This window comes from Hydrogenophaga sp. (assembly GCF_965657535.1).
In the GTDB taxonomy this organism is placed as follows: Bacteria; Pseudomonadota; Gammaproteobacteria; order Burkholderiales; family Burkholderiaceae_C; genus Hydrogenophaga.
Map to the genome: position 1 here is coordinate 390,176 of NZ_CBFHOP010000002.1, position 18,228 is coordinate 408,403.

At 62.5% G+C, this 18,228-nt stretch carries 13 protein-coding genes and 1 pseudogene; 6 read left to right on the top strand and 8 right to left on the bottom strand.

Features of this window, described 5'->3' with window-relative positions:
* Positions 1–6: 6 nt before the first annotated feature.
* From ACTG4K_RS04640 to ACTG4K_RS04655, 4 genes and pseudogenes are all read left to right on the top strand, one after another.
* Positions 7–714: a glutathione S-transferase family protein gene (locus ACTG4K_RS04640; protein ID WP_439113022.1), complete on the top strand. Its 708-nt coding sequence runs from the start codon at positions 7–9 to the stop codon at positions 712–714.
* 34 nt (positions 715–748) lie between these two features.
* Positions 749–2,142 (top strand): annotated as a pseudogene (locus ACTG4K_RS04645) (multifunctional CCA addition/repair protein).
* Positions 2,120–2,827 carry a response regulator gene (locus ACTG4K_RS04650; RefSeq protein WP_439113023.1) on the top strand — a complete coding sequence of 236 codons (708 nt, stop codon included), beginning with the start codon at positions 2,120–2,122 and terminating at the stop codon, positions 2,825–2,827. Before ACTG4K_RS04645 ends, ACTG4K_RS04650 begins: the two are co-directional and overlap by 23 nt.
* Positions 2,828–2,831: 4 nt before the next feature.
* Positions 2,832–4,196, top strand: a complete 1,365-nt coding sequence (locus ACTG4K_RS04655) for a sensor histidine kinase (RefSeq protein WP_439113024.1) — start codon at positions 2,832–2,834, stop codon at positions 4,194–4,196.
* Between the two features lie 36 nt (positions 4,197–4,232).
* Here ACTG4K_RS04655 and ACTG4K_RS04660 read toward each other — a convergent pair whose 3' ends face one another.
* From ACTG4K_RS04660 to ACTG4K_RS04685, 6 genes are all read right to left on the bottom strand, one after another.
* Positions 4,233–5,309 (bottom strand): ABC transporter ATP-binding protein, encoded by a 1,077-nt coding sequence (locus ACTG4K_RS04660; protein ID WP_439113025.1) that lies wholly within the window; start codon positions 5,307–5,309, stop codon positions 4,233–4,235.
* A 10-nt stretch (positions 5,310–5,319) separates the two neighbouring features.
* Positions 5,320–6,177: a carbohydrate ABC transporter permease gene (locus ACTG4K_RS04665; RefSeq protein WP_439113026.1), complete on the bottom strand. Its 858-nt coding sequence runs from the start codon at positions 6,175–6,177 to the stop codon at positions 5,320–5,322.
* Positions 6,167–7,045 (bottom strand): carbohydrate ABC transporter permease, encoded by an 879-nt coding sequence (locus ACTG4K_RS04670; RefSeq protein WP_439113027.1) that lies wholly within the window; start codon positions 7,043–7,045, stop codon positions 6,167–6,169. The genes ACTG4K_RS04665 and ACTG4K_RS04670 overlap by 11 nt, the downstream gene beginning before the upstream one ends.
* Before the next feature lie 76 nt (positions 7,046–7,121).
* Positions 7,122–8,429 (bottom strand): ABC transporter substrate-binding protein, encoded by a 1,308-nt coding sequence (locus ACTG4K_RS04675; protein ID WP_439113028.1) that lies wholly within the window; start codon positions 8,427–8,429, stop codon positions 7,122–7,124.
* Between the two features lie 128 nt (positions 8,430–8,557).
* Positions 8,558–9,532 carry a glucokinase gene (gene glk / locus ACTG4K_RS04680; RefSeq protein WP_439113029.1) on the bottom strand — a complete coding sequence of 325 codons (975 nt, stop codon included), beginning with the start codon at positions 9,530–9,532 and terminating at the stop codon, positions 8,558–8,560.
* A gap of 245 nt (positions 9,533–9,777) precedes the next feature.
* Positions 9,778–12,579, bottom strand: a complete 2,802-nt coding sequence (locus ACTG4K_RS04685) for a hypothetical protein (protein WP_439113030.1) — start codon at positions 12,577–12,579, stop codon at positions 9,778–9,780.
* A gap of 37 nt (positions 12,580–12,616) precedes the next feature.
* Between ACTG4K_RS04685 and ACTG4K_RS04690 the strand changes: the two genes are divergently transcribed.
* Positions 12,617–12,952 carry a hypothetical protein gene (locus ACTG4K_RS04690; RefSeq protein WP_439113031.1) on the top strand — a complete coding sequence of 112 codons (336 nt, stop codon included), beginning with the start codon at positions 12,617–12,619 and terminating at the stop codon, positions 12,950–12,952.
* Between the two features lie 469 nt (positions 12,953–13,421).
* Here ACTG4K_RS04690 and ACTG4K_RS04695 read toward each other — a convergent pair whose 3' ends face one another.
* Positions 13,422–14,345, bottom strand: coding sequence for a glycoside hydrolase family 16 protein (locus tag ACTG4K_RS04695; RefSeq protein WP_439113032.1), 924 nt, complete (start codon positions 14,343–14,345; stop codon positions 13,422–13,424).
* Positions 14,346–14,356: 11 nt separating this feature from the next.
* Positions 14,357–16,630, bottom strand: coding sequence for a glycosyl hydrolase (locus tag ACTG4K_RS04700; RefSeq protein ID WP_439113033.1), 2,274 nt, complete (start codon positions 16,628–16,630; stop codon positions 14,357–14,359).
* 451 nt (positions 16,631–17,081) lie between these two features.
* On the opposite strand from ACTG4K_RS04700, the gene ACTG4K_RS04705 reads away from it, so the two are divergent.
* Entirely contained in the window at positions 17,082–18,218 is a 1,137-nt protein-coding gene (locus ACTG4K_RS04705; protein ID WP_439113034.1) for a hypothetical protein, read from the top strand.
* The last annotated feature ends 10 nt before the right edge of the window (positions 18,219–18,228 follow it).

An 18,228-nucleotide genomic window follows, 5' to 3' on the forward strand; every position in this document is an offset into this window, starting at 1 on the left:
AACCACATGGCGCTGCAACTCTACATTGGCAACAAAAACTATTCGTCCTGGTCCATGCGGCCTTGGGTGCTGCTGACGCAGGCGGGCATTGCATTTGAAGAAGTCATGGTGCGCTTCGACTCGTTCGATGCCAGCTCCACCTTCAAACGCCAGATGCGGGGCATCAACCCGGTGGGCAAGGTGCCGGTCTTGGTGGACGATGGCTTTGCCGTGTGGGACACGTTGGCCATTGCCGAGTACCTGGCCGAGCGCTTTCCTGAAAAGGCCCTTTGGCCCGCCAACCGACACGCCCGGGCACGCGCCCGCAGCGTGTGCGCCGAAATGCACAGCGGCTTTGGGGCACTGCGCAGCCACTGCCCCATGAACATTGAAGCCAGCCTGCCCGACGTGGGCCGCCTGATCTGGCGCGACCAGGCCGGCGTGCGCGCCGACGTGGCGCGCTTGTGCGGCCTGTGGGGCGAGCTGCTGGCGGCCCAGCCTGCGCACATGCCCGACGGCAGCGGCCCGCTGCTGTTTGGCAGCTTCAGCATTGCCGACGCCTACTTTGCACCCGTGTGCATGCGCCTGAAAACCTACGGCCTGCCGCTGCCCGCTGACATGGCGGCCTATGTGGACCGGGTGGCGGCTCTGCCCGGTGTGCAAGCCTGGGTGCAAGGCGCCTTGGCCGAGCACGATTTTCTGGACTTTGAAGAGCCTTACCGGCTGGGACGCTGAAACCGCGCACGGCCTCGGGCATAAACTTGGCAGCATGAAGATTTACCTGGTGGGCGGCGCGGTGCGCGACGCCCTGATGCAGCAAGACGCCACCGCCACCCCACCCGCCCACTTTGACCGCGACTGGGTGGTGGTGGACGCCACCCCCAAGGCCATGCAGGCGCAGGGCTACCTGCCGGTGGGGCGCGATTTTCCGGTGTTTCTGCACCCGAAAACGCGCGAAGAATATGCGCTGGCCCGCACCGAACGCAAAACCGCCCCGGGCTACCACGGCTTCGCCTTCCACGCCGAACCCGGCGTGACGCTGGAAGACGACCTGGCCCGGCGCGACCTGACCATCAACGCCATGGCGGTGAGTGAGGCGGAGGCCGACGACCCGGCCAATGCGTATGTGATCGACCCTTACGGCGGACGGCGCGACCTGCAAGCCCGCCTGTTGCGCCATGTGACCACGTCGTTTGCCGAAGACCCGGTACGCATTTTGCGGCTGGCACGGTTTGCTGCCCGCTTTCCCGACTTTTCGGTGGCCCCGGAAACGCTGGACCTGATGCGCCACATGGTGGAGCACGGCGAGGTGGACCATCTGGTGCCCGAACGGGTGTGGCAAGAGCTTTCGCGCGGGCTGATGGAACAGCGCCCGAGCCGCATGTTTGAGGTGCTGCGTGCCTGCGGGGCGCTGGTGCGCCTGCTGCCTGAAGTGGACCGGCTCTGGGGCGTGCCACAGCGCGCCGACTACCACCCGGAAGTGGACACCGGCGTGCACCTGATGATGGTGCTGGACATGAGCGCCCGCCTGGCCGCCCCGCTGCCGGTGCGCTTTGCCTGCCTGGGCCACGACCTGGGCAAAGGCACCACGCCAGCCGACGTGCTGCCGCGCCACATTGGCCACGAAGAGCGCAGCGCCAAGCTGCTGCGCGGCCTGTGTGAGCGCTGGCGCGTGCCGCGCGAGAGCCGCGAGCTGGCCGATGTGGTGGCGCGCGAACACGGCAACATCCACCGCAGCACCGAGTTTGGCGCAGCCGCGCTGCTGCGTCTGCTGGAACGCTGCGACGCGCTGCGCCGGCCCGAGCGGTTTGACGAGGTGCTGCTGGCCTGCGAATGCGATGCCCGCGGGCGCCTGGGCCATGAAGAGAAGTTTTACCCGCAACGCCCCCGTCTGCGACAAGCGCTGGACGCCGCCTTGTCGGTCGACACCGGCGCATTGGCAGCCAGTGTGTTGCAGCGCGCAGCGGACACGCCAAGCACAACCGCCCCATCGGCAGACGCGACCGCGGTGGGGCTGCGCATTGCAGGCGCCATCCACGAAGCACGGGCCCGGGCCATGGCCCACGCGCTGGGGCTGGCGCACGACCAGCCCACCGAACCCGCGTCAGCGCCGGTGCAAAAGCCCGCATAATTTGGCCGCATGGCCCACCTCCTGATTGTTGAAGACGACGAACTGCTGCGCGACGGACTGAGCGCCCAGCTGATGCAAGCGGGGCACCGCATCGACACCGCCGCCGATGGCGAACAGGCGCTGCACTTGCTGCAATCGGTGTCGTTCGATGGCATGGTGCTGGACCTTGGCCTGCCGAAGATCGACGGGCTGACCGTGCTGCGCACCTTGCGCCAGCGCTTGCCGGCTCTGCCAGTGCTGATACTCACCGCGCGCGATGGTGTGGAAGATCGGGTGGCCGGCCTCAACGCAGGAGCCGACGATTACCTGACCAAACCTTTCAACCGCGAAGAACTGCAAGCGCGCCTGCAATCCATGTTGCGCCGCGCCAGCCTGCCGGCTTTTGGTGGCGCAAGCGCTGCTGCGGTGCAGGGCGCCGGCGTGGGGCAGCTGCGGCTGGACCCGCAGCTGCCGCGCGCCTGGCTGGGCGAAGAAGCCATTGACCTGACACAGCGCGAATGGGCCTTGCTCGACCTGCTGGTGCGCCACAGCGGCCAGGTGGTGAGCCGCGAAGACGTGCTGGGTGCCTGGCAGTCCGACCCTGGCGAGCCGGGCACCGTGGCGTCCAACGCGCTGGAGGTGTATGTGCACCGCCTGCGCCGAAAATTGGCGGGCTCCACGTTCAACATACGCAACGTGCGCGGCTTGGGCTACATGCTGGAAACGGCAGCGGGCTGACCGGGTGTCTGCGCCCGCCCTGCTCTCGCTGCGCCGCCAGCTGCTGCTGTGGTTGCTGCTGCCCCAGCTCGTGCTGTGGGCCGGCGGCGGCTTGCTGACCTACCGCATCGCCCTGTCTTACGCTGAAAAGGGCATCGACCAGTCGCTCACCCAGTCGGTGCGGGCGCTGGCGCGTCAGGTCAAGCCGGTGGGTTCGGGTTTGCTGATCGACTTTCCACGCGCCGCGCAAGACGTGCTGGAACAAGACCCAGACGACCGCATCAGCTACATGGTGTCGTCGCCCCCTGGCCAGTTTTTGCTGGGCAATCAGCGCCTGCCCCAGCCCACCGAAGCGCCTGGCTGGCCGGGCGAGCCGCTGCTTTACGGCGGCCTGCTGGACGGCAAACCGCTGCGCATTGTGGCCATGGACGTGCAATACGGCGAAGGCGCGACGCCACAGACCCTGCGCGTGCAGGTGGGCAAGGGCACGGCGGTGCAACAGCGCATTGCCCGCGAGCTGGTGGCCGACATGCTGGCCCCGCTGCTGGCGCTGGGCGTGCTGCTGAGCCTGCTGGTGTATGGCGGCATCCGCCGCGGCCTGGCCCCCTTGACCCGCCTCACGGCCCAGCTGGAACACCGCTCGGTGAACGCGCTGTCGCCGATTGGCATGACGCAGGCACCCAGCGAAGTGCATGCGCTGGTGCAGGCGGTGAACGGTCTGCTGGACGAGGTGGCACGCAGCGTGAACCAGGAAAAGCGCTTCATCAACGACGCCGCGCACCAGCTGCGCACGCCACTGGCCGGGCTGATCAGCCAGGTGGAACTGGCACAGCGCGAAACCACCGACCCCGCCCTGTCGCAGCGACTGGCGAAAGTGCTCACTGGCGCGCAGCGCAGCGCCCACCTGGTGCACCAGCTGCTGACCCTGGCCCGCACCGAAACGCGCGCCCGCAGCGAGCCGCTGGACCTGCCGGTGCTGGCGCGCGAAGTGGCCCGCGAATGGACGCCGCGCGCACTCGCTGCCGGCATGGACCTGGGCTACGAGGGTGCCGAACACCTGACGATGAACGGCGACACCCTGCAACTGCGCGAAGCCATGGCCAACCTGATTGACAACGCGCTGCGCTACACCCCGCGCGGCAGCACCATCACCTTGCGGGTGCAGGCTCTGCCCAGCGGCGCCCTGCTGGCGGTGGAAGACAACGGCCCCGGCCTCAACGATGAGGACATGGCGCACGTGTTTCAGCGGTTCTGGCGCGCCAGCGAACAGCCTGGCGGCTGCGGGCTGGGTCTGGCCATCGTGCAGGAAATTGCCCGCCGCCACGGCGGTGAGGCACGGGTGGAACGGTTGCAGCCGCAAGGCTTGCGGGTTGAACTGCGGCTGGCCTAGGAGCCTGCCGCCTTGGCTGGGCGGTTTGCAGGCTGGTCAGCCCAGCCGCACCCCTGACTGGGTGTCAAACCAGCTCGCGTGTGCCATCTGAATGTCCAGCCCCACGCGGTCACCAGGGCTCACGCGCACCTGCGGTGCGGTGCGCACGGTCACGTCGCCCGCGGCGGTTTTCACCACCACATAGGTGTCGGCACCGGTGGGTTCCACCACGCTCACTTCGCCGCGCCAAGGGGCGGCGTCGTTGAAAACGATGTGCTCGGGGCGCAAACCCAGCAGGGCCTGGTTGCCCTGCATGGCTGGGCTGACCACGGGCAAGTCGGCGCCCTGAATGCCAAAACCGCCACCGTCGGCCGCCGCAATGGCTTTGCCGGTGATGAGGTTCATGGTGGGCGAACCAATGAAGGTGGCCACGTAGGTGTTGGCCGGGCGGTTGTAGATGTCGTCCGGCGTGCCCAGCTGCTGCAAGATGCCGTCTTTCATCACCGCGATGCGGCTGCCCAGCGTCATGGCCTCGATCTGATCGTGGGTCACGTACACGCTGGTGATGCCGCTGGCCTGGTGCAGGCGCTTGATTTCGGCGCGCATTTCCACACGCAGCTTCGCGTCCAGATTGGACAGTGGCTCGTCAAACAGAAACAGCTGCGGCTGTCGCGCGAGCGCCCGGCCCATGGCCACGCGCTGGCGCTGCCCGCCCGAGAGCTGACTGGGCCGGCGGTCCAGCAGGTGCTCAATTTGCAGCATGGCGGCCACTTCGTCGATGCGCTTTTTGCGCTCGGGTTTGGGCACTTTGCGCATCTCCAGCGCGAAGCCGATGTTGTCGGCCACGCTCATGGTGGGGTAGAGCGCGTAGCTTTGAAACACCATGGCAATGTCGCGCTGTGCGGGGGGCACGCCCACCACGTTGCGCCCGGCAATGTTGATGGCGCCTTCGGTCGGCTCTTCGAGCCCGGCAATGATGCTGAGCAGGGTGGACTTGCCGCAGCCGGAGGGGCCAACGAGGATGAGGAATTCGCCCGGCGCCACGGCGATGTCGATTTTTTTCAACACCTCCACCGCCTTGTCGCCCTTGCCGAAGCACTTGCGAACGCCTTGAATGTCGAGTGACGATGCCATGATGTTGTCCTTAACCTTTGACAGCGCCGGCGGTGAGGCCGCGCACAAAATACCGACCGGCCAGCACATAGACCGCCACCGTGGGCAGCGCCGCAATAAGGGCGGCAGCCATGTCCACGTTGTAGGCCTTGACGCTGCTGGTGGTGTTGGCCAGGTTGTTCAGGCCCACGGTGACGGGTTTGGAGTCGGCACCGCTGAAGGCCACGCCAAACAGAAAGTCGTTCCAGATCTGGGTGAACTGCCAGATGAGCGTGACCATGACGATGGGGGTGGACATGGGCACGATGATGCGCAGGAAGATTTGCCAGAAACCGGCTCCGTCGAGCCTGGCAGCGTTGAGCAATTCACCGGGCACGGCGGCGTAGTAGTTGCGAAAGAACAGGGTGGTGCTGGGCAGCCCCGCGAGACAGTGCACAAAGATCAGACCACCGATGGTGCTGGACAAACCCAGCCAGCCCAGCACCTGGCTCATAGGCAGCAGCACGACCTGAAACGGCATGAACACACCAAACAGCAACAGGCCAAAGAAGGTTTCGCTGCCGCGAAATTTCCACAGACTCAGCACATAACCGTTGAGCGCACCCCAGGTGGTCGAGATCAGCACAGCGGGTATGGCCATCCACACCGAGTTCCAGAAAAACGGCTGCAGGCCTTTGCACTCCACCCCGGTGCAGGCGCTGGACCAGGCCTGTCCCCAGGCCGAAAAATTCAGGCTGCCGGGCAGACTCAGCAGGTTGCCGTTGCGGATTTCATCCGCGTCTTTGAGGGACGTAACCACCATCACATACAGCGGCGCAAGGAAGAAGGCAGCACCCACCAGCAGCGTGGTCATGAGCGCCAGGCGCCCAAGGGAAAATCTAGCGGTCATGGGGCTTGCTCCGCAGTTCGCTGTAAAGGTAGGGCACAACAATCGCGGCCACGGTGGCCAACATGATGGTGGCGCTGGCCGCGCCCAGGCCAATCTGGCCGCGGGTAAAGCTCATGGCGAACATGAAGGTGGCGGGCACGTCGGTGGCGTAACCCGGGCCGCCCGATGTGAGCGCCATCACCAGGTCAAAGCTCTTGATGGCGAGGTGCGCCAGCACCATCAAGGTTGAAAAGAACACCGGCCGCAACGCGGGCAGCACAATGCGCAAGTAAATGCGGGGCAACGAGGCACCGTCAATTTGTGCGGCCTTGATGATGCTGTCGTCCACACCACGCAAGCCCGCCAAAAACAAGGCCATGGCAAAGCCTGCCGACTGCCAGACACCGGCAATCACCACGCAGTAAATCGCCATATCCGACTGGACCAGCCAGTCAAACGTAAAGCTCGTCCAGCCCATGTCCTGCATCATTTTTTGCAGGCCTTCGCTGGGGTTCAAAATCCATTTCCAGGCGGTGCCGGTCACCACGAACGACAAGGCCATGGGGTAGAGGTACACGGTGCGGATGAAGCCTTCGCCGCGCACTTTCTGGTCCAGCAGAACGGCCAGAAACACACCCAGCGCCATCGACACGCCGACGTACAGCACGCCGAAAATAGCGAGGTTTTTCAGGGCGACCCACCAGCGGTCCATTTCCCACAGACGCTCGTACTGGGCCAGGCCCACCAGTTCGTAGTTGGGCAACATGCGCGATGCCGTCACGGACAGCAGCCCGTTCCAGACCATGAAGCCGTAAATGAAGGCCAGGCCGAGTACGAAGGCAGGCGCCAGCACCAGCTTGGGCAGGAGGTTGTCGAGTGTTTTGGGCATGGGAGGTTCAGGCACGGACGCCCCCCGCTGGGGAGCGCCCGAGCCTGACTCGCTGATGGGGCTTCGGGAAGCCGCTTTAGTTGGTGGCGGCTTGTGCGATGCGCTTCTGCGCATCGGCCACGCTCAACTTGTCGTCGTTCCAGAACTGCGTGACCGCGTCCTGAATGGCGCCGGCTTTGGCCGGGTCCACCGCCATGCCGTGGGCAATGGAGGGCACCAGACCGCCCGACTTGGCGGTTTCCACGAAGTCCGTGGCGGAGAGCTTGGCGCAATCGTCAAACTTTTCCATGTTGTGGCCCAGACGCACGGGGATAGAACCCTTGTTCTGGTTGAACACTTCCTGGAACTCGGTGCTCAGGATCGCCGAGGCCAGATCGGCCTGGGCCTTTTGCGCGCCTTCGTCCTTCAGCTTGAACATGATGAACGAGTCCACGTTGAAGGTGTAAGCGTTGGCGGTGCCCGGTGCGGCGGCACACAGGAAACCCTCGCCGGGCTTCTGGCCTGCGGCGGTGAATTCGCCCTTGGCCCAGTCACCCATGAACTGGAAACCGGCCTTACCGCCGATCACCATGGCGGTGGTCATGTTCCAGTCGCGGCCGGTGGAGGCTGCGTCGGTGTAGCCCTTGAGCTTGCGGAAGGTGTTCAGCGCCTTGGTCATGGTCGGGCTGGCAATGGCCGCCGGGTCCAGCTTCACCAGGGCATCGTTGTAAAACGCGGCGCCACCCACGCCCAACACCACCGACTCAAACACGGTGAAGTCTTGCCAGTTCTGGCCACCGTGGGCCAGTGCCACGTTGCCCGACTTCTTGATCTTGTCGGCCGCCACAAAGAACTCGTCCCAGGTCTTGGGCATGCCAGACACACCGGCTGTCTTCAGCACTTCGGGGTTGGCCCACATCCAGTTCACGCGGTGCACGTTGACCGGGGCGGCCACGTAGCTGCCGTTGGCCTTCATCACGTCGGCCACCACTTTGGGCAGCAGTTCGTCCCACTTCTCGGCCTGCGCCACGCTGTCGATGCTGGCCAGCATGCCTTCGGTCGCCCATTCCTGAATGGCCGGGCCCTTGACCTGCGCAGCCGTGGGCGGGTTGCCCGACACAGCGCGGCTCTTGAGCACGGTCATGGCGTTGTCGCCACCGCCGCCCGCCACCGCAAAGTCTTTCCACTCGTGGCCCTTGGCTTCCAGCATGGCCTTGAGCTCGGCCGCCGACTTGGCTTCGCCGCCCGACGTCCAGTAGTGCAACACCTCGACCGCCGTTTTGGCGGGTGCCGGCGCAGCCGCTGGCGCGGGCGCCGGAGTGGCAGCAACGTCTTCTTTTTTGCCGCATGCGGTGGCCAACATGGCCGCCACCAAGGCAGCGCCGAGGGTGTAATTGAACTTCATGGCTGTCTCCGAGAGGGGCCTGCGGCCCGTTGTTGGTTGGCCCCACGCACAGCGCGTCGGGATCTTTAATTTTTCATTAATTAATGAAAACAACCATCAGGGAAAACCCGGGAATCCGTTACTAAATTTCAACCCAAGGCGCGGGCAGCCCCCATCAGGGCCGGCGACTGGGCCGACGTGATGACCCACACCGGCAGCTCACTCAGGTAACGCTGGAACCGGCCCTTGGTCTCAAAACGCTCGCGAAACGGCGAAGCGTCAAACCAGGTTCCCAGGCGCGGCACAATGCCGCCGCCCACATACACCCCGCCCCGCGCGCCCAGCGTGAGCGCCAGGTTGCCCGCCACCGAGCCCAGCATGGCGCAAAACAGGTTGAGCGCTTCCAGCGCCTGCGGGTGCCCGGCTTTCAGGGCGGCATCGCTCACGTCGGCGGCGCCGTGGATGGCACCCACGCTCACGCCATCGGCCTCGCACAACAGCAGGTAGGTGTCCAGCAGACCTTGGCCGCAGGTCACACGCTCGGCCGATGCATGGCCGTAGCGGCGAATCAGGCCGTCCATCACCAGCCGCTCGCGGGGGGTGGTGGCGGGCAGCGTCACGTGGCCACCCTCGCCTTCCAGTGGCACCCAGCCCCCAAAACCGTCGGGCAACAAACCCGAAACCCCCAGCCCGGTGCCCGCACCCACCAGCCCCATGGCTGCCTGCGGCTGCGCCACACCGCCGCCCACCTGCCGCAGCTCGTGCACCGGTAAATCAGGCAGCGCCAGCGCCAAGGCGGTGAAGTCATTCAGCAGGCGCAGTGTGTGAAAACCAAACTCGGACTTGACCGCTGCTTGCGAAAACGACCAATGGTGGTTGGTCATGCGGATCTGGTCACCCGTGATCGGGTTGGCAATGGCGATGGCCACTGCGTGGGGCGTGCCGCGCCCCAGCCCGCTCAGGTAGGTTTGTATGGCGTGTTGCAGCGTGGCATGTTCAGCGCAGGGCAACACCCGCACATCGGTGATCGGCGCACCCGCGCCGGCTTGCCAGGCAAAGCGGGCGTTGGTGCCGCCCACGTCGGCGAGCAGGCGGGGCAACGGGGTGGGGTTGGGCGTGTGCATGGTCGATAGCTGTTGGGTGAGCCGCGAGAATGTGCCGAAAGAGGCGTAACGGACGAAACATGATACCCGGCGTGTAACTCGATTACAACGCAAGGATTTTGGCGAGACCGGGTGTAGCGCATACGGAAAAAAGGGCCGAACGCTACCGCTCGGCCCTTTTATAGTCACCCTGGATCGGGTTTCAAACTTGATGCATTCGCATCACTGACCGACACAACCCATCGGCCGCTGTCGAGCGAACCTGTTCACTTCGTGAAGGCAATGGGACCCAGGTTCACGCCAGTTGCATAAATGGTCGCATCACCTGGCGCCGAGTTGGTGAAGTTGAAGCTGCTACCCGGCACATTGACGACGACACGGGCCAGTTTTGACAACACCGTATTGACCGCAGTTGCATTGGTGTCATCACCACAGACTCCGTTGACGGTCCAGCCAGCCAGCGACACGGTGTAGCTGGAACCCGCACCAATTTTCTGGTTGGCTAGCAAGTTCTTGGTGATCTCCGTGCCACCAGAACCCGTGGCGGTACAACCAGCCACCTTGGGGCCGGTGAGAATGATTTGTACCGTTGGGCTGAAGTTGCCGTTCTGGTACATCTCAGCAGGGCCCCAGAGCTTGAACTTGATGTTTCCATAGGTACTGACATCCACCGTTCCATTGTTGGGTGCGTTCACGTACAGACCCATGTAGGAATCGGCAAAAGTGGTCGCAGGCGCTCTCAAGATGAAGTAACGGAAGAAGCCTCCAACACCGCCAGGGTTGTCAATGTTGCCCGTGACCCAACCATTGCCGCCCGTCTCAACGATCTGGTTTGAAGCACCGCTCAGCAGAGCGTCCTGGAAGTAGCCGATGTTGCCGTTTTTCGCAATACCGTTGGTGGAAGCATTTTCCCAACCTGCATGGTTACCGTTGGCGTCCAGCTTGCCGATGTAGTCACCCGCAAACACGCCATCGCCTGTGAAGATGAACGCATGCTGGTCGTTGCTGACGGCCAGCGGCAGTTCCTGCGGCCCACCCGAACCCATCTCGGCGGTGGGGTCGCCACCGACCGGAGGAGTTGTGCCGCCGCCAGAACCACCACCCGATGCAGCGACCGTGATGTCGTCAAAGAAGTAATCCTTGGCAGTGTCCTGCGCACCGAGGTTAGGCAACATTACGAATCGGTTGTAGACCTTTGTGGCGTTGAGGCTGGAGAACGTGAAGGTAAGCGTCTGCCACCCCGCGACCACTGCTTCATTGGCTTTCACATCACCGGAGCCCGCGTTGTCGTCGTACTCAACCTTGGCAAACACGGGGATACCCGCCGTGGGCGAGTAGAACCGGGCGGACACCACCTGGGTGCCTGCATTGCTGGGCACTTGCGGAATACCAATCCAGCCGCCCGCCCAGGGCTCACCACCGTTGCGGGTGATCTTGAGCGTATTGCCCGTGGCGCCCGCTGGTCCGGCCGCAATGACCGCCACGGCACCACCGAACTCATTGATGGCGAGCGGTGTAGCTTCATCAAAAGTGGCCAGCACGTTACCAACAGCGACAGGTGGCGGAGGCGGTGGCGTTGCACCGGATACGGCGTACTTCAAATCGTCGAAGTAGAAGGTGGTGTCCGCGCTCAGCGTTGGCTGGGTGCCCGCAACTTCACTCCAGGCGGGGAACAGGGACGCCATGTCGTAGCTCACGCTGGCGTTGAAAGATCCGGCACTTGGGGTGGCAAAGTTGAAGGTCAGGGTTTCCCATTCGTTTTGCTTGGTGGTGCTCGCCTCAGCAAAAACAAAACCTGCGCCCAAAGCGTTTTCCAGTTTCAAGGAAACCTTGGTTCCCACTGGAGCGCCCGAGTAGGCCCGCAAGGTCACCTGCTTGCTGGTGCCCAGGCCGACTGTTGGAACTGTCAGGAGGGTTTTCGCGCCGTCGGTGGCTGTCGAGGTATACACCGTCGCTCCGGCCCACGGCTGGCTGCCCGGGCCCTTGACCATCTTAAGCAGCTTGTTGGTTGCTTCTGCTGGGTCTGTGATCACTTCTCCAACAACCAGCCCCTCGAACGGGTTCACGCCAGCATTGGCTTCACTGAAGCTGACACATTGTTCCGTGCTGGTAGCACAGCTGGTGCTGACAGGCGGTGGTGGTGGGGCCACTACAGGCGCGGCGGCGGCAAGGGTGATTTCGTCGATGTAATAGGTCTGCCCAGATGCCGTGACATCTTGGTCTGGCGTGATGGCAATGGTGCTGTAAGCCTTGCTCAGGTCAACACCCGTCATGTCCCAGCTCACGGTGGTCCAAGTATTGGCAGGCACGGGTGCGCTCGCCACCTCGGTGGCCACGGCCTGAGAATGTTCCACCTTGAACTTGATCACTGCATTCGCCCGGGTGGAATACACCCTCGCTGTGATGACTTTGCGATCAGCGGCAAACGGAATGGAAGGCAATCCAAAGTACACGCCACCCCATGGCTCTTGGCCAGCGGGCTTAAGGATCTTCAACGCACTCCCGCTTCCACCTGTGGGCCCCTCCACCACTTCGGGCAGTGCGCCACCGTAGGCGCCCATGTCAATAAAAACCGGATTGGCTTCATCGAATGAGAGCAAAACGGTGCCACTGGCAGGTGGCGGTGGTGGCGTCACAGTACCGCCGCCAGACACCTGTCCAGTCAGGTCAGATGCGAGATTGGCGGTCGTATCGCTTGGCGCAGCCTGAAGAGCCGTTTCGTTGTTGACCACAAAGGCTTGAATGGCCGAACTGCCCTGCTGGGCCGTTGTGGTGTCCGTGATGGCTTGGGCACCGTCGGCCGCCAGAATCTGGTTGGCCTGCACCGTAAGCGCACCGGCCATGACCTGAGCCAGACTGGCGGCGTTGACGTCAGCGTTGACCCACGTTGCAGCAGCCTGCACCACGGCAGACACCGTGTCCGAGTCCATGGCGTCGCCAGCTACAAGTACAAGGCTTGCATCACCGCGCAGCACGCTAGCCATGGCCGCAGCGGCTTGGCTGTACATCGCCGCCACATCGGTTGAGCCCGCCAGAGCCGCCAATGTTTCGGCGGTTTTCTGCAGCACCTGCTGAACCGCCAGTGTTTTTCGGAACAGGTCTGCGTTGTCCAACTCGCCGCCCACCTTGCGGGCCGGGTCCAGCATGGTCACGTTGGTACCCGCTGGCAAGCCCAAAGCGGCGTTGATCTGGTCCAGCGTCATGCCCTCAGCCATCAAGGTGGTGAGCGGGGTGACCATGGTTGAACCAGCCGGAGCCATGAGCTTGCCCACGAAGGGCAGCTGGGTATCGGTGTTGGTGCCACCCGTCACCACCAGGGTCGACGCGCAAGTGGCTGCAAATTTGAAAAAGCCAGTGGAATCGGTGGTGGTGATGGCCTCGCCGGCATCCGACGCACCATTCCCATTGGCATCACAAACCACGGTAGCGCCGCTGATGTAGTCATCAACCGCTAAGCCGCTGGAGCCGATCTCGGTGGGAGGCGCCGATGCGTCGCCACCGCCGCAGGCGCTGACCAGCAACGCGGTGGCCAGTGCGCAGGCGGTCAAGGGAATGTGTGAAACGAGTTGTCGCATGAGTTGTCTCCGAACAGTGGTGGAATTAAAACGTCTTCTTCAAGATACGTTTGAAAGCGCATCCATGAAAGCGCTTTCAGGAATTTTATGGATGCACACTGGTTTTGACAACAAACCGAGCTAGGGACTTTCCCTAGCTGGATAAAGAAATTTGACGGACCGCCCTTGTTCGAGCTCAGCCCGTTCACACGATCGATGAAAACCATCCGGCTTGGGCTCCGCAGGCTCGTACCCAGCCTTATGACAGTGCAGGTAACCGTGAAAAAAATGCGCCCGGTGTCTTCACAGCCGGGCGCAAAAACATGCAACCTTCTAATTTCCGAGGAAATGTGTGCTTACCGCTGGTACACCCGCACGTAGTCAATCTCCATGCTGGCTGGCAGCTGGTCGTCGCGCACCGTTCCACCCAGCACGCCACCCACGGCCACGTTCAAAAGCAAGTGCTGGGGCCGGAAGAACGGCCACTCGTTCACGTTCCCATTTTTGGGGTTGGCGTAGGTGAAGTAAAACGAGCCATTCACGCCAATGCGAATCCGGTCTTCGTCCCACTCCATCTGGTAGGTGTTGAAGTCGCTACAAGCCGTGGGCAGCGAAACGGTTTCGCCCTTGCTGCCACCGGCGTGAAAAGCCTGCGTGTGCACGGTACCGAGCACACGGGTTTTTTCACCTGCATCAAAGCCTTTTTGTTCCATGATGTCGATCTCGCCGTCCAGCGGCCACACGCCGGTGTCCGGTATGCCGTCACCCAGCGTCCAGATGGCGGGCCAGGTTCCCAGCGCACACGGCAGCTTGGCGCGCACCTCCCATCGCCCATAGGTCCAGCTGGCTTTGCCCTTGGTGTAAAGCCTGGCCGAGGTGTAGTTCTGGTTGCCATAGTCGGGCGCCGTGGTCAGCCGCTCGCGCTGTGCGGTGATGATGAGCTTGCCGTCTTCAACACGCGCATTTTCAGCGCGGTCTTTGCTGTAGTACTGCAGCTCGCCGTTGTACCAGCCGTCTTTGTTGCGGTGCGTGTCAAAGGCCCATTTGCTGCTGTCCACCGCGCCGTCGGTGTTGAACTCATCGTTCCACACGAGGCGCCATCCCTCGATGCTAGGAACCTCGGGTGGCTTGGGCACTGCAGGTGCGGGTAGTGCAGTCGGCTGGCCAACGGACACATTCGGTACCGTCACAGCAGCGTCCGCATTGGGTGCGTCATCGTCCTGCCCTCCGCCACACGCTGCAAGCAACATCACCCCGCCCACCCAAACGGCGTGCTTCATCCGTTTGTCGATCATTGCAAGCGGCCCAAGGTGCGCGGAGCCACGGCCAGCGTCTTTCCATCGCTGAACGTCACATTGATCGGCGAGGTGCCTGCGTTGTAGGCCAAATAGGTTTTGCGACCGTCGGTTTGCTTAAAGACGGCGTACAGCGGCGTATCGGCACGCACACTGAAATCCGGCAAGCCCATTTTCTGGAGGCTCAGCATGAAATGCAGCGCGTGCGTGCGGGTTTCGCCCACCTCCACCGAGCCCCATCGGTCCCAGCTGGCCAGGGCAGCTGTTGGATCGGCCAGGGCGCCGTATTTGGCAAACACGTCCTGCCAGATGTCGCGCGGTGGTGGGTTGGGTGGCAGCTTGCCGTAGGTTCTGTAGGTCTCCATTTCTGGAACCAGGGCATCAAGGTTGCGCTTCACATAGGCCGGTTCAAGGCCCAGGTAGGTGGACGCGGTGGTAATGGGCAGCAGGTTGATGCCCTTGATCTGGCGCGGCTCGTCCGTCCACCAGGTGTTGTGGGCGTACTTGCCGCCAAACAGCATGCTCACTTCCACGTTTTTGTACTCTGGGGCCAATACGAGCCCATGGATGTCAAACCAGTAGAAGTTGATGGCCTCGGTTTCGGCGGTGAACAGATAGACGCCCAGGTCCCGCAGCGCCTTGTTGCCGGTGACTTCACCCCACAAAATGAGGCCCACCCAAGCGTTGATGGCTTCTGATGAGGACTCCTGATTGTTGCCATGTTCGCCCAGACCAATACCGGATGCCCAGGAATGCCCTTCGTAGGGATCGAAGTTGCGCAGAAATGGGAAAGCCGAGCTGCCTCGCTCGGTGGTGGCGATGTCGGCCACCAACAGGTCGATCATGGCGCCCCACTGATCTTTAGCCGCCCAGGCAGGGTCGCGCAGCGCAATTTCGGCGGCCGTGCGGATCCAGTAGCCGTAGGTGAAATGGTGGTCATTGATTTGGGCCACCTGGAAGAACTCGTCCGGGTAGGCGGCCAATGCGCCCAGCTTTTTGTCCAGATGGAAATAGCCCTTGGCCTTGCCGCCTTCAAACCACTCTTCCATGCGCTTTTGCACCATGGCCAGCAATTGGTCCCGGCCCTCCATGTCGCCCTGTTGCTCGGCAATATCCATTAGCTTGATGTTGCGTTGAATGCCTTTGCCTTGCCAGTAAGGGCCCTGCCCGTTCTGCAGCATCATGCGGCGTGCAGTGCGTTTTTCGGCCTTCAGCAAGTCGTCCAGTTCGGCGTTGCGCGGGCTTTCGGTGACCGCTGGCCAGAACGGCACGAAGCTGCTGTAGCGGTTGGTCTTCTTGAAGCCGTTGGCAGGCAAGACATGGATCTTTCCGCGGATGGTGTCGAACGCCGGGCCCAGCTTGCCCTGAACCGAGGTGTTTTGGTGCCACTGGTGCGGATACAGCCCCAGCAGGGGCACTTGCTCCGTGCCCTCCATGGTGCGCGTGGTGGCCTGAAAGCTGGTTTCAACTTGGCTTGCGGCCTGGTCGTAGGCCCATGCAACGCGGGTATCGGTGATAAACGCGTAGGCGTGGCGGGTGAACAAATCCAGCGTGGCCGGTTGCGCGTCAGGCAATGCGGCGGCAGACAGATAACCCTTTCCCGCAGGAAGGCGCGCCAGCCACTCGGTAGGGGAAACAGCTTCCCAGACCACCCCTGTAGGGCCGAAAAGCGCGTAAGACTTGCCAGCTACCTGCAACGCCAGCACGCGCGGGTCGGCGGCAATGAAGCGGCTGCCTGGAGAGGGCAAACGCACCCGCATGTCCCCGCGGCTGAGTTGCATCGACACGAACGGGCTTCCGTGCGCCACGGTCATCACCATTTCGTCGGCGCCACGGGCCATGGAGATGTCGATCGACCAATCGCTTGCCTTGGCCAGTTTGGCCGGCCCTGCCTCGAACGCAGCGGGTGAGAACAACAGCGGGTTTTTGTGGGGGTAGTGCACCTCCACATCGCGCCTTACGGTGGGAACAATTTCTTTGCTTGGTAACGCCATCTCAAAGCCAGCAGCTGTCGCCTTGACCGACAAGGGGTGCGCAAAGATGGCCTCGGGGGTTGGGTTGAAGATGAGCGTCGAATACCACTGGTTGGTTTGTGCCGCGGTCTTCAACATGGCATCGGTGCGCATGGGCGCCGAAGGCATGGGTTTGTCGCTCCCCTTGGGCGCCAGGTGGTAGGTGGCAGCACCCAGCTTGACGGGCTGTGCCAAGGCCGGAGCAGAGCCTGTGCAAGCTACAAGCAGCGCCCAACGGCAAGCGTCCAAAAATTTCATATCAGCGTCCTTTTATCGGTTCATACAAGCGCCCAGAATGATAATGAAAGCGCTTTCATATTGCACGACAGGGGTTTCACCTAATGGTTAACCCTAGGCATCGGATACCCAGCCGACCCATCAGGGAAAACACGGGGAAAGTAACAGTTGACGAAAGCGAGGCTGTTTTCATACACTTGTGAAAGCGCTTTCATCTAATCCAAATTCTTGGTCAGGCCATCACATGTCACGCATCATTCCAACCCACACGGCTCACGTATCAATACCCAGACCCGCTCGTCCTTGCAGTCCACGTGTTCGCGTCAGTGCCATTGCGGCTGTCTCGCTTTTGTCGATGGCCACTGCGAGCCATGCCATCGAATTTGGGCCAGACGGCATGTTCAGCTTGAACGGTTTCGGCGAGGTCACTGTGACTCGGGCAAACAACCAGTGCCCATCGAGCGGTTGCCAGTTGAGCCCCGAAACAGATCGCCAGCGCGTCTGGGCTGACGCCGTTGTGCCTGGACTCCCTTTGTCGCGCAAAGACAGCGTGTTTAGCCAAACGCAGTTGTGGCTGGGTGCCAAATACGACTTGGGCAACGGCTTCAAGGCCAAGGGCACGTTGAGCCAAAACTGGCGCGACGGCAAGGAAGATTCCCCTGGCTTCTGGCGTGAAAAAAACATTGCAGTTAGCCACGAAGACTACGGTGTGCTGACCGTTGGGCACATGCTTTCGCGCACTTGGCAGTTTGCGGACTACCCCTATGGCACCAACATCGGCTTGTCGTACGCATGGGCTGGCACTGGCGCCGGATACCGCAATCTGACCAGCGCTGTGCGTTACACATCCCGGGTCTTTGACGTGGCTGAAGGCGACCTGGTGCTGGAAGCGACCTACGACAGCGGCAACTCGGACTTCAAGATCAACAAACCCCGCTTTCTGGAACTCTGGGCGCACTACGGCAAGGGAGACTTGTCGGTTGACGCCATGTACCAAGACACACGCAATGGCACACCGTCCGCCTTTGGTGCAGCGGTGTTCAATGGTCCGTTTTATGACGCGGCGGCCGATGGCAAACTGGGCAACTCTGGGCAAAGCGTGGCGCTGATTCAAGCCGTGTACCAGTACAGCCCAAAGATTGAACTCTCTGGCGCGGTTCGCCGCAACCGCTGGAGCGGGGCCTACGCGGTGGTCGCTCTGGACGGACCGCCTGTGCAGTTCAACTTTCCTTTCAACGTGGACTGGTTTGGCTCAATCAACGGCGTGAGCAACCCAGGCTACCCCGCACGTTCGACAGACATTTCCCTGGGCGCCCGCTACCGCATGGACAAATGGACGTTCGCCACTGGTATGGCTTACATGGGCAAGGCCAGCACCACAAACCCCAGCGAGCGCGGCCAGAGCAACAGCGCTCTGATCAACACGCTGCAGGCCACCTACGCGTATGGCAACGGGCTCGAATTTTCGGTGTTCGGCGGGATGATTCACTACCGCCTGAAGGGGCTCGCACCGCTGTCTATGCCGTCCAACGCCATGCTAAACGGCATCGATTCGCGTGTCACCAAGGCTGGCAACTGGTTCGGCATCGGTGCCAAGTACGCATTCTGACCACTGCCCA

Coding starts and splice junctions, on each gene's coding strand:
- ACTG4K_RS04640 (WP_439113022.1), top strand. CDS start 7: ATGGCGCTGCAACTCTACATTGGCAACAAAAACTATTCGTCCTGGTCC.
- ACTG4K_RS04650 (WP_439113023.1), top strand. CDS start 2,120: ATGGCCCACCTCCTGATTGTTGAAGACGACGAACTGCTGCGCGACGGA.
- ACTG4K_RS04660 (WP_439113025.1), bottom strand. CDS start 5,309: ATGGCATCGTCACTCGACATTCAAGGCGTTCGCAAGTGCTTCGGCAAG.
- ACTG4K_RS04665 (WP_439113026.1), bottom strand. CDS start 6,177: ATGACCGCTAGATTTTCCCTTGGGCGCCTGGCGCTCATGACCACGCTG.
- ACTG4K_RS04670 (WP_439113027.1), bottom strand. CDS start 7,045: ATGCCCAAAACACTCGACAACCTCCTGCCCAAGCTGGTGCTGGCGCCT.
- ACTG4K_RS04675 (WP_439113028.1), bottom strand. CDS start 8,429: ATGAAGTTCAATTACACCCTCGGCGCTGCCTTGGTGGCGGCCATGTTG.
- glk (WP_439113029.1), bottom strand. CDS start 9,532: ATGCACACGCCCAACCCCACCCCGTTGCCCCGCCTGCTCGCCGACGTG.
- ACTG4K_RS04695 (WP_439113032.1), bottom strand. CDS start 14,345: ATGAAGCACGCCGTTTGGGTGGGCGGGGTGATGTTGCTTGCAGCGTGT.
- ACTG4K_RS04700 (WP_439113033.1), bottom strand. CDS start 16,630: ATGAAATTTTTGGACGCTTGCCGTTGGGCGCTGCTTGTAGCTTGCACA.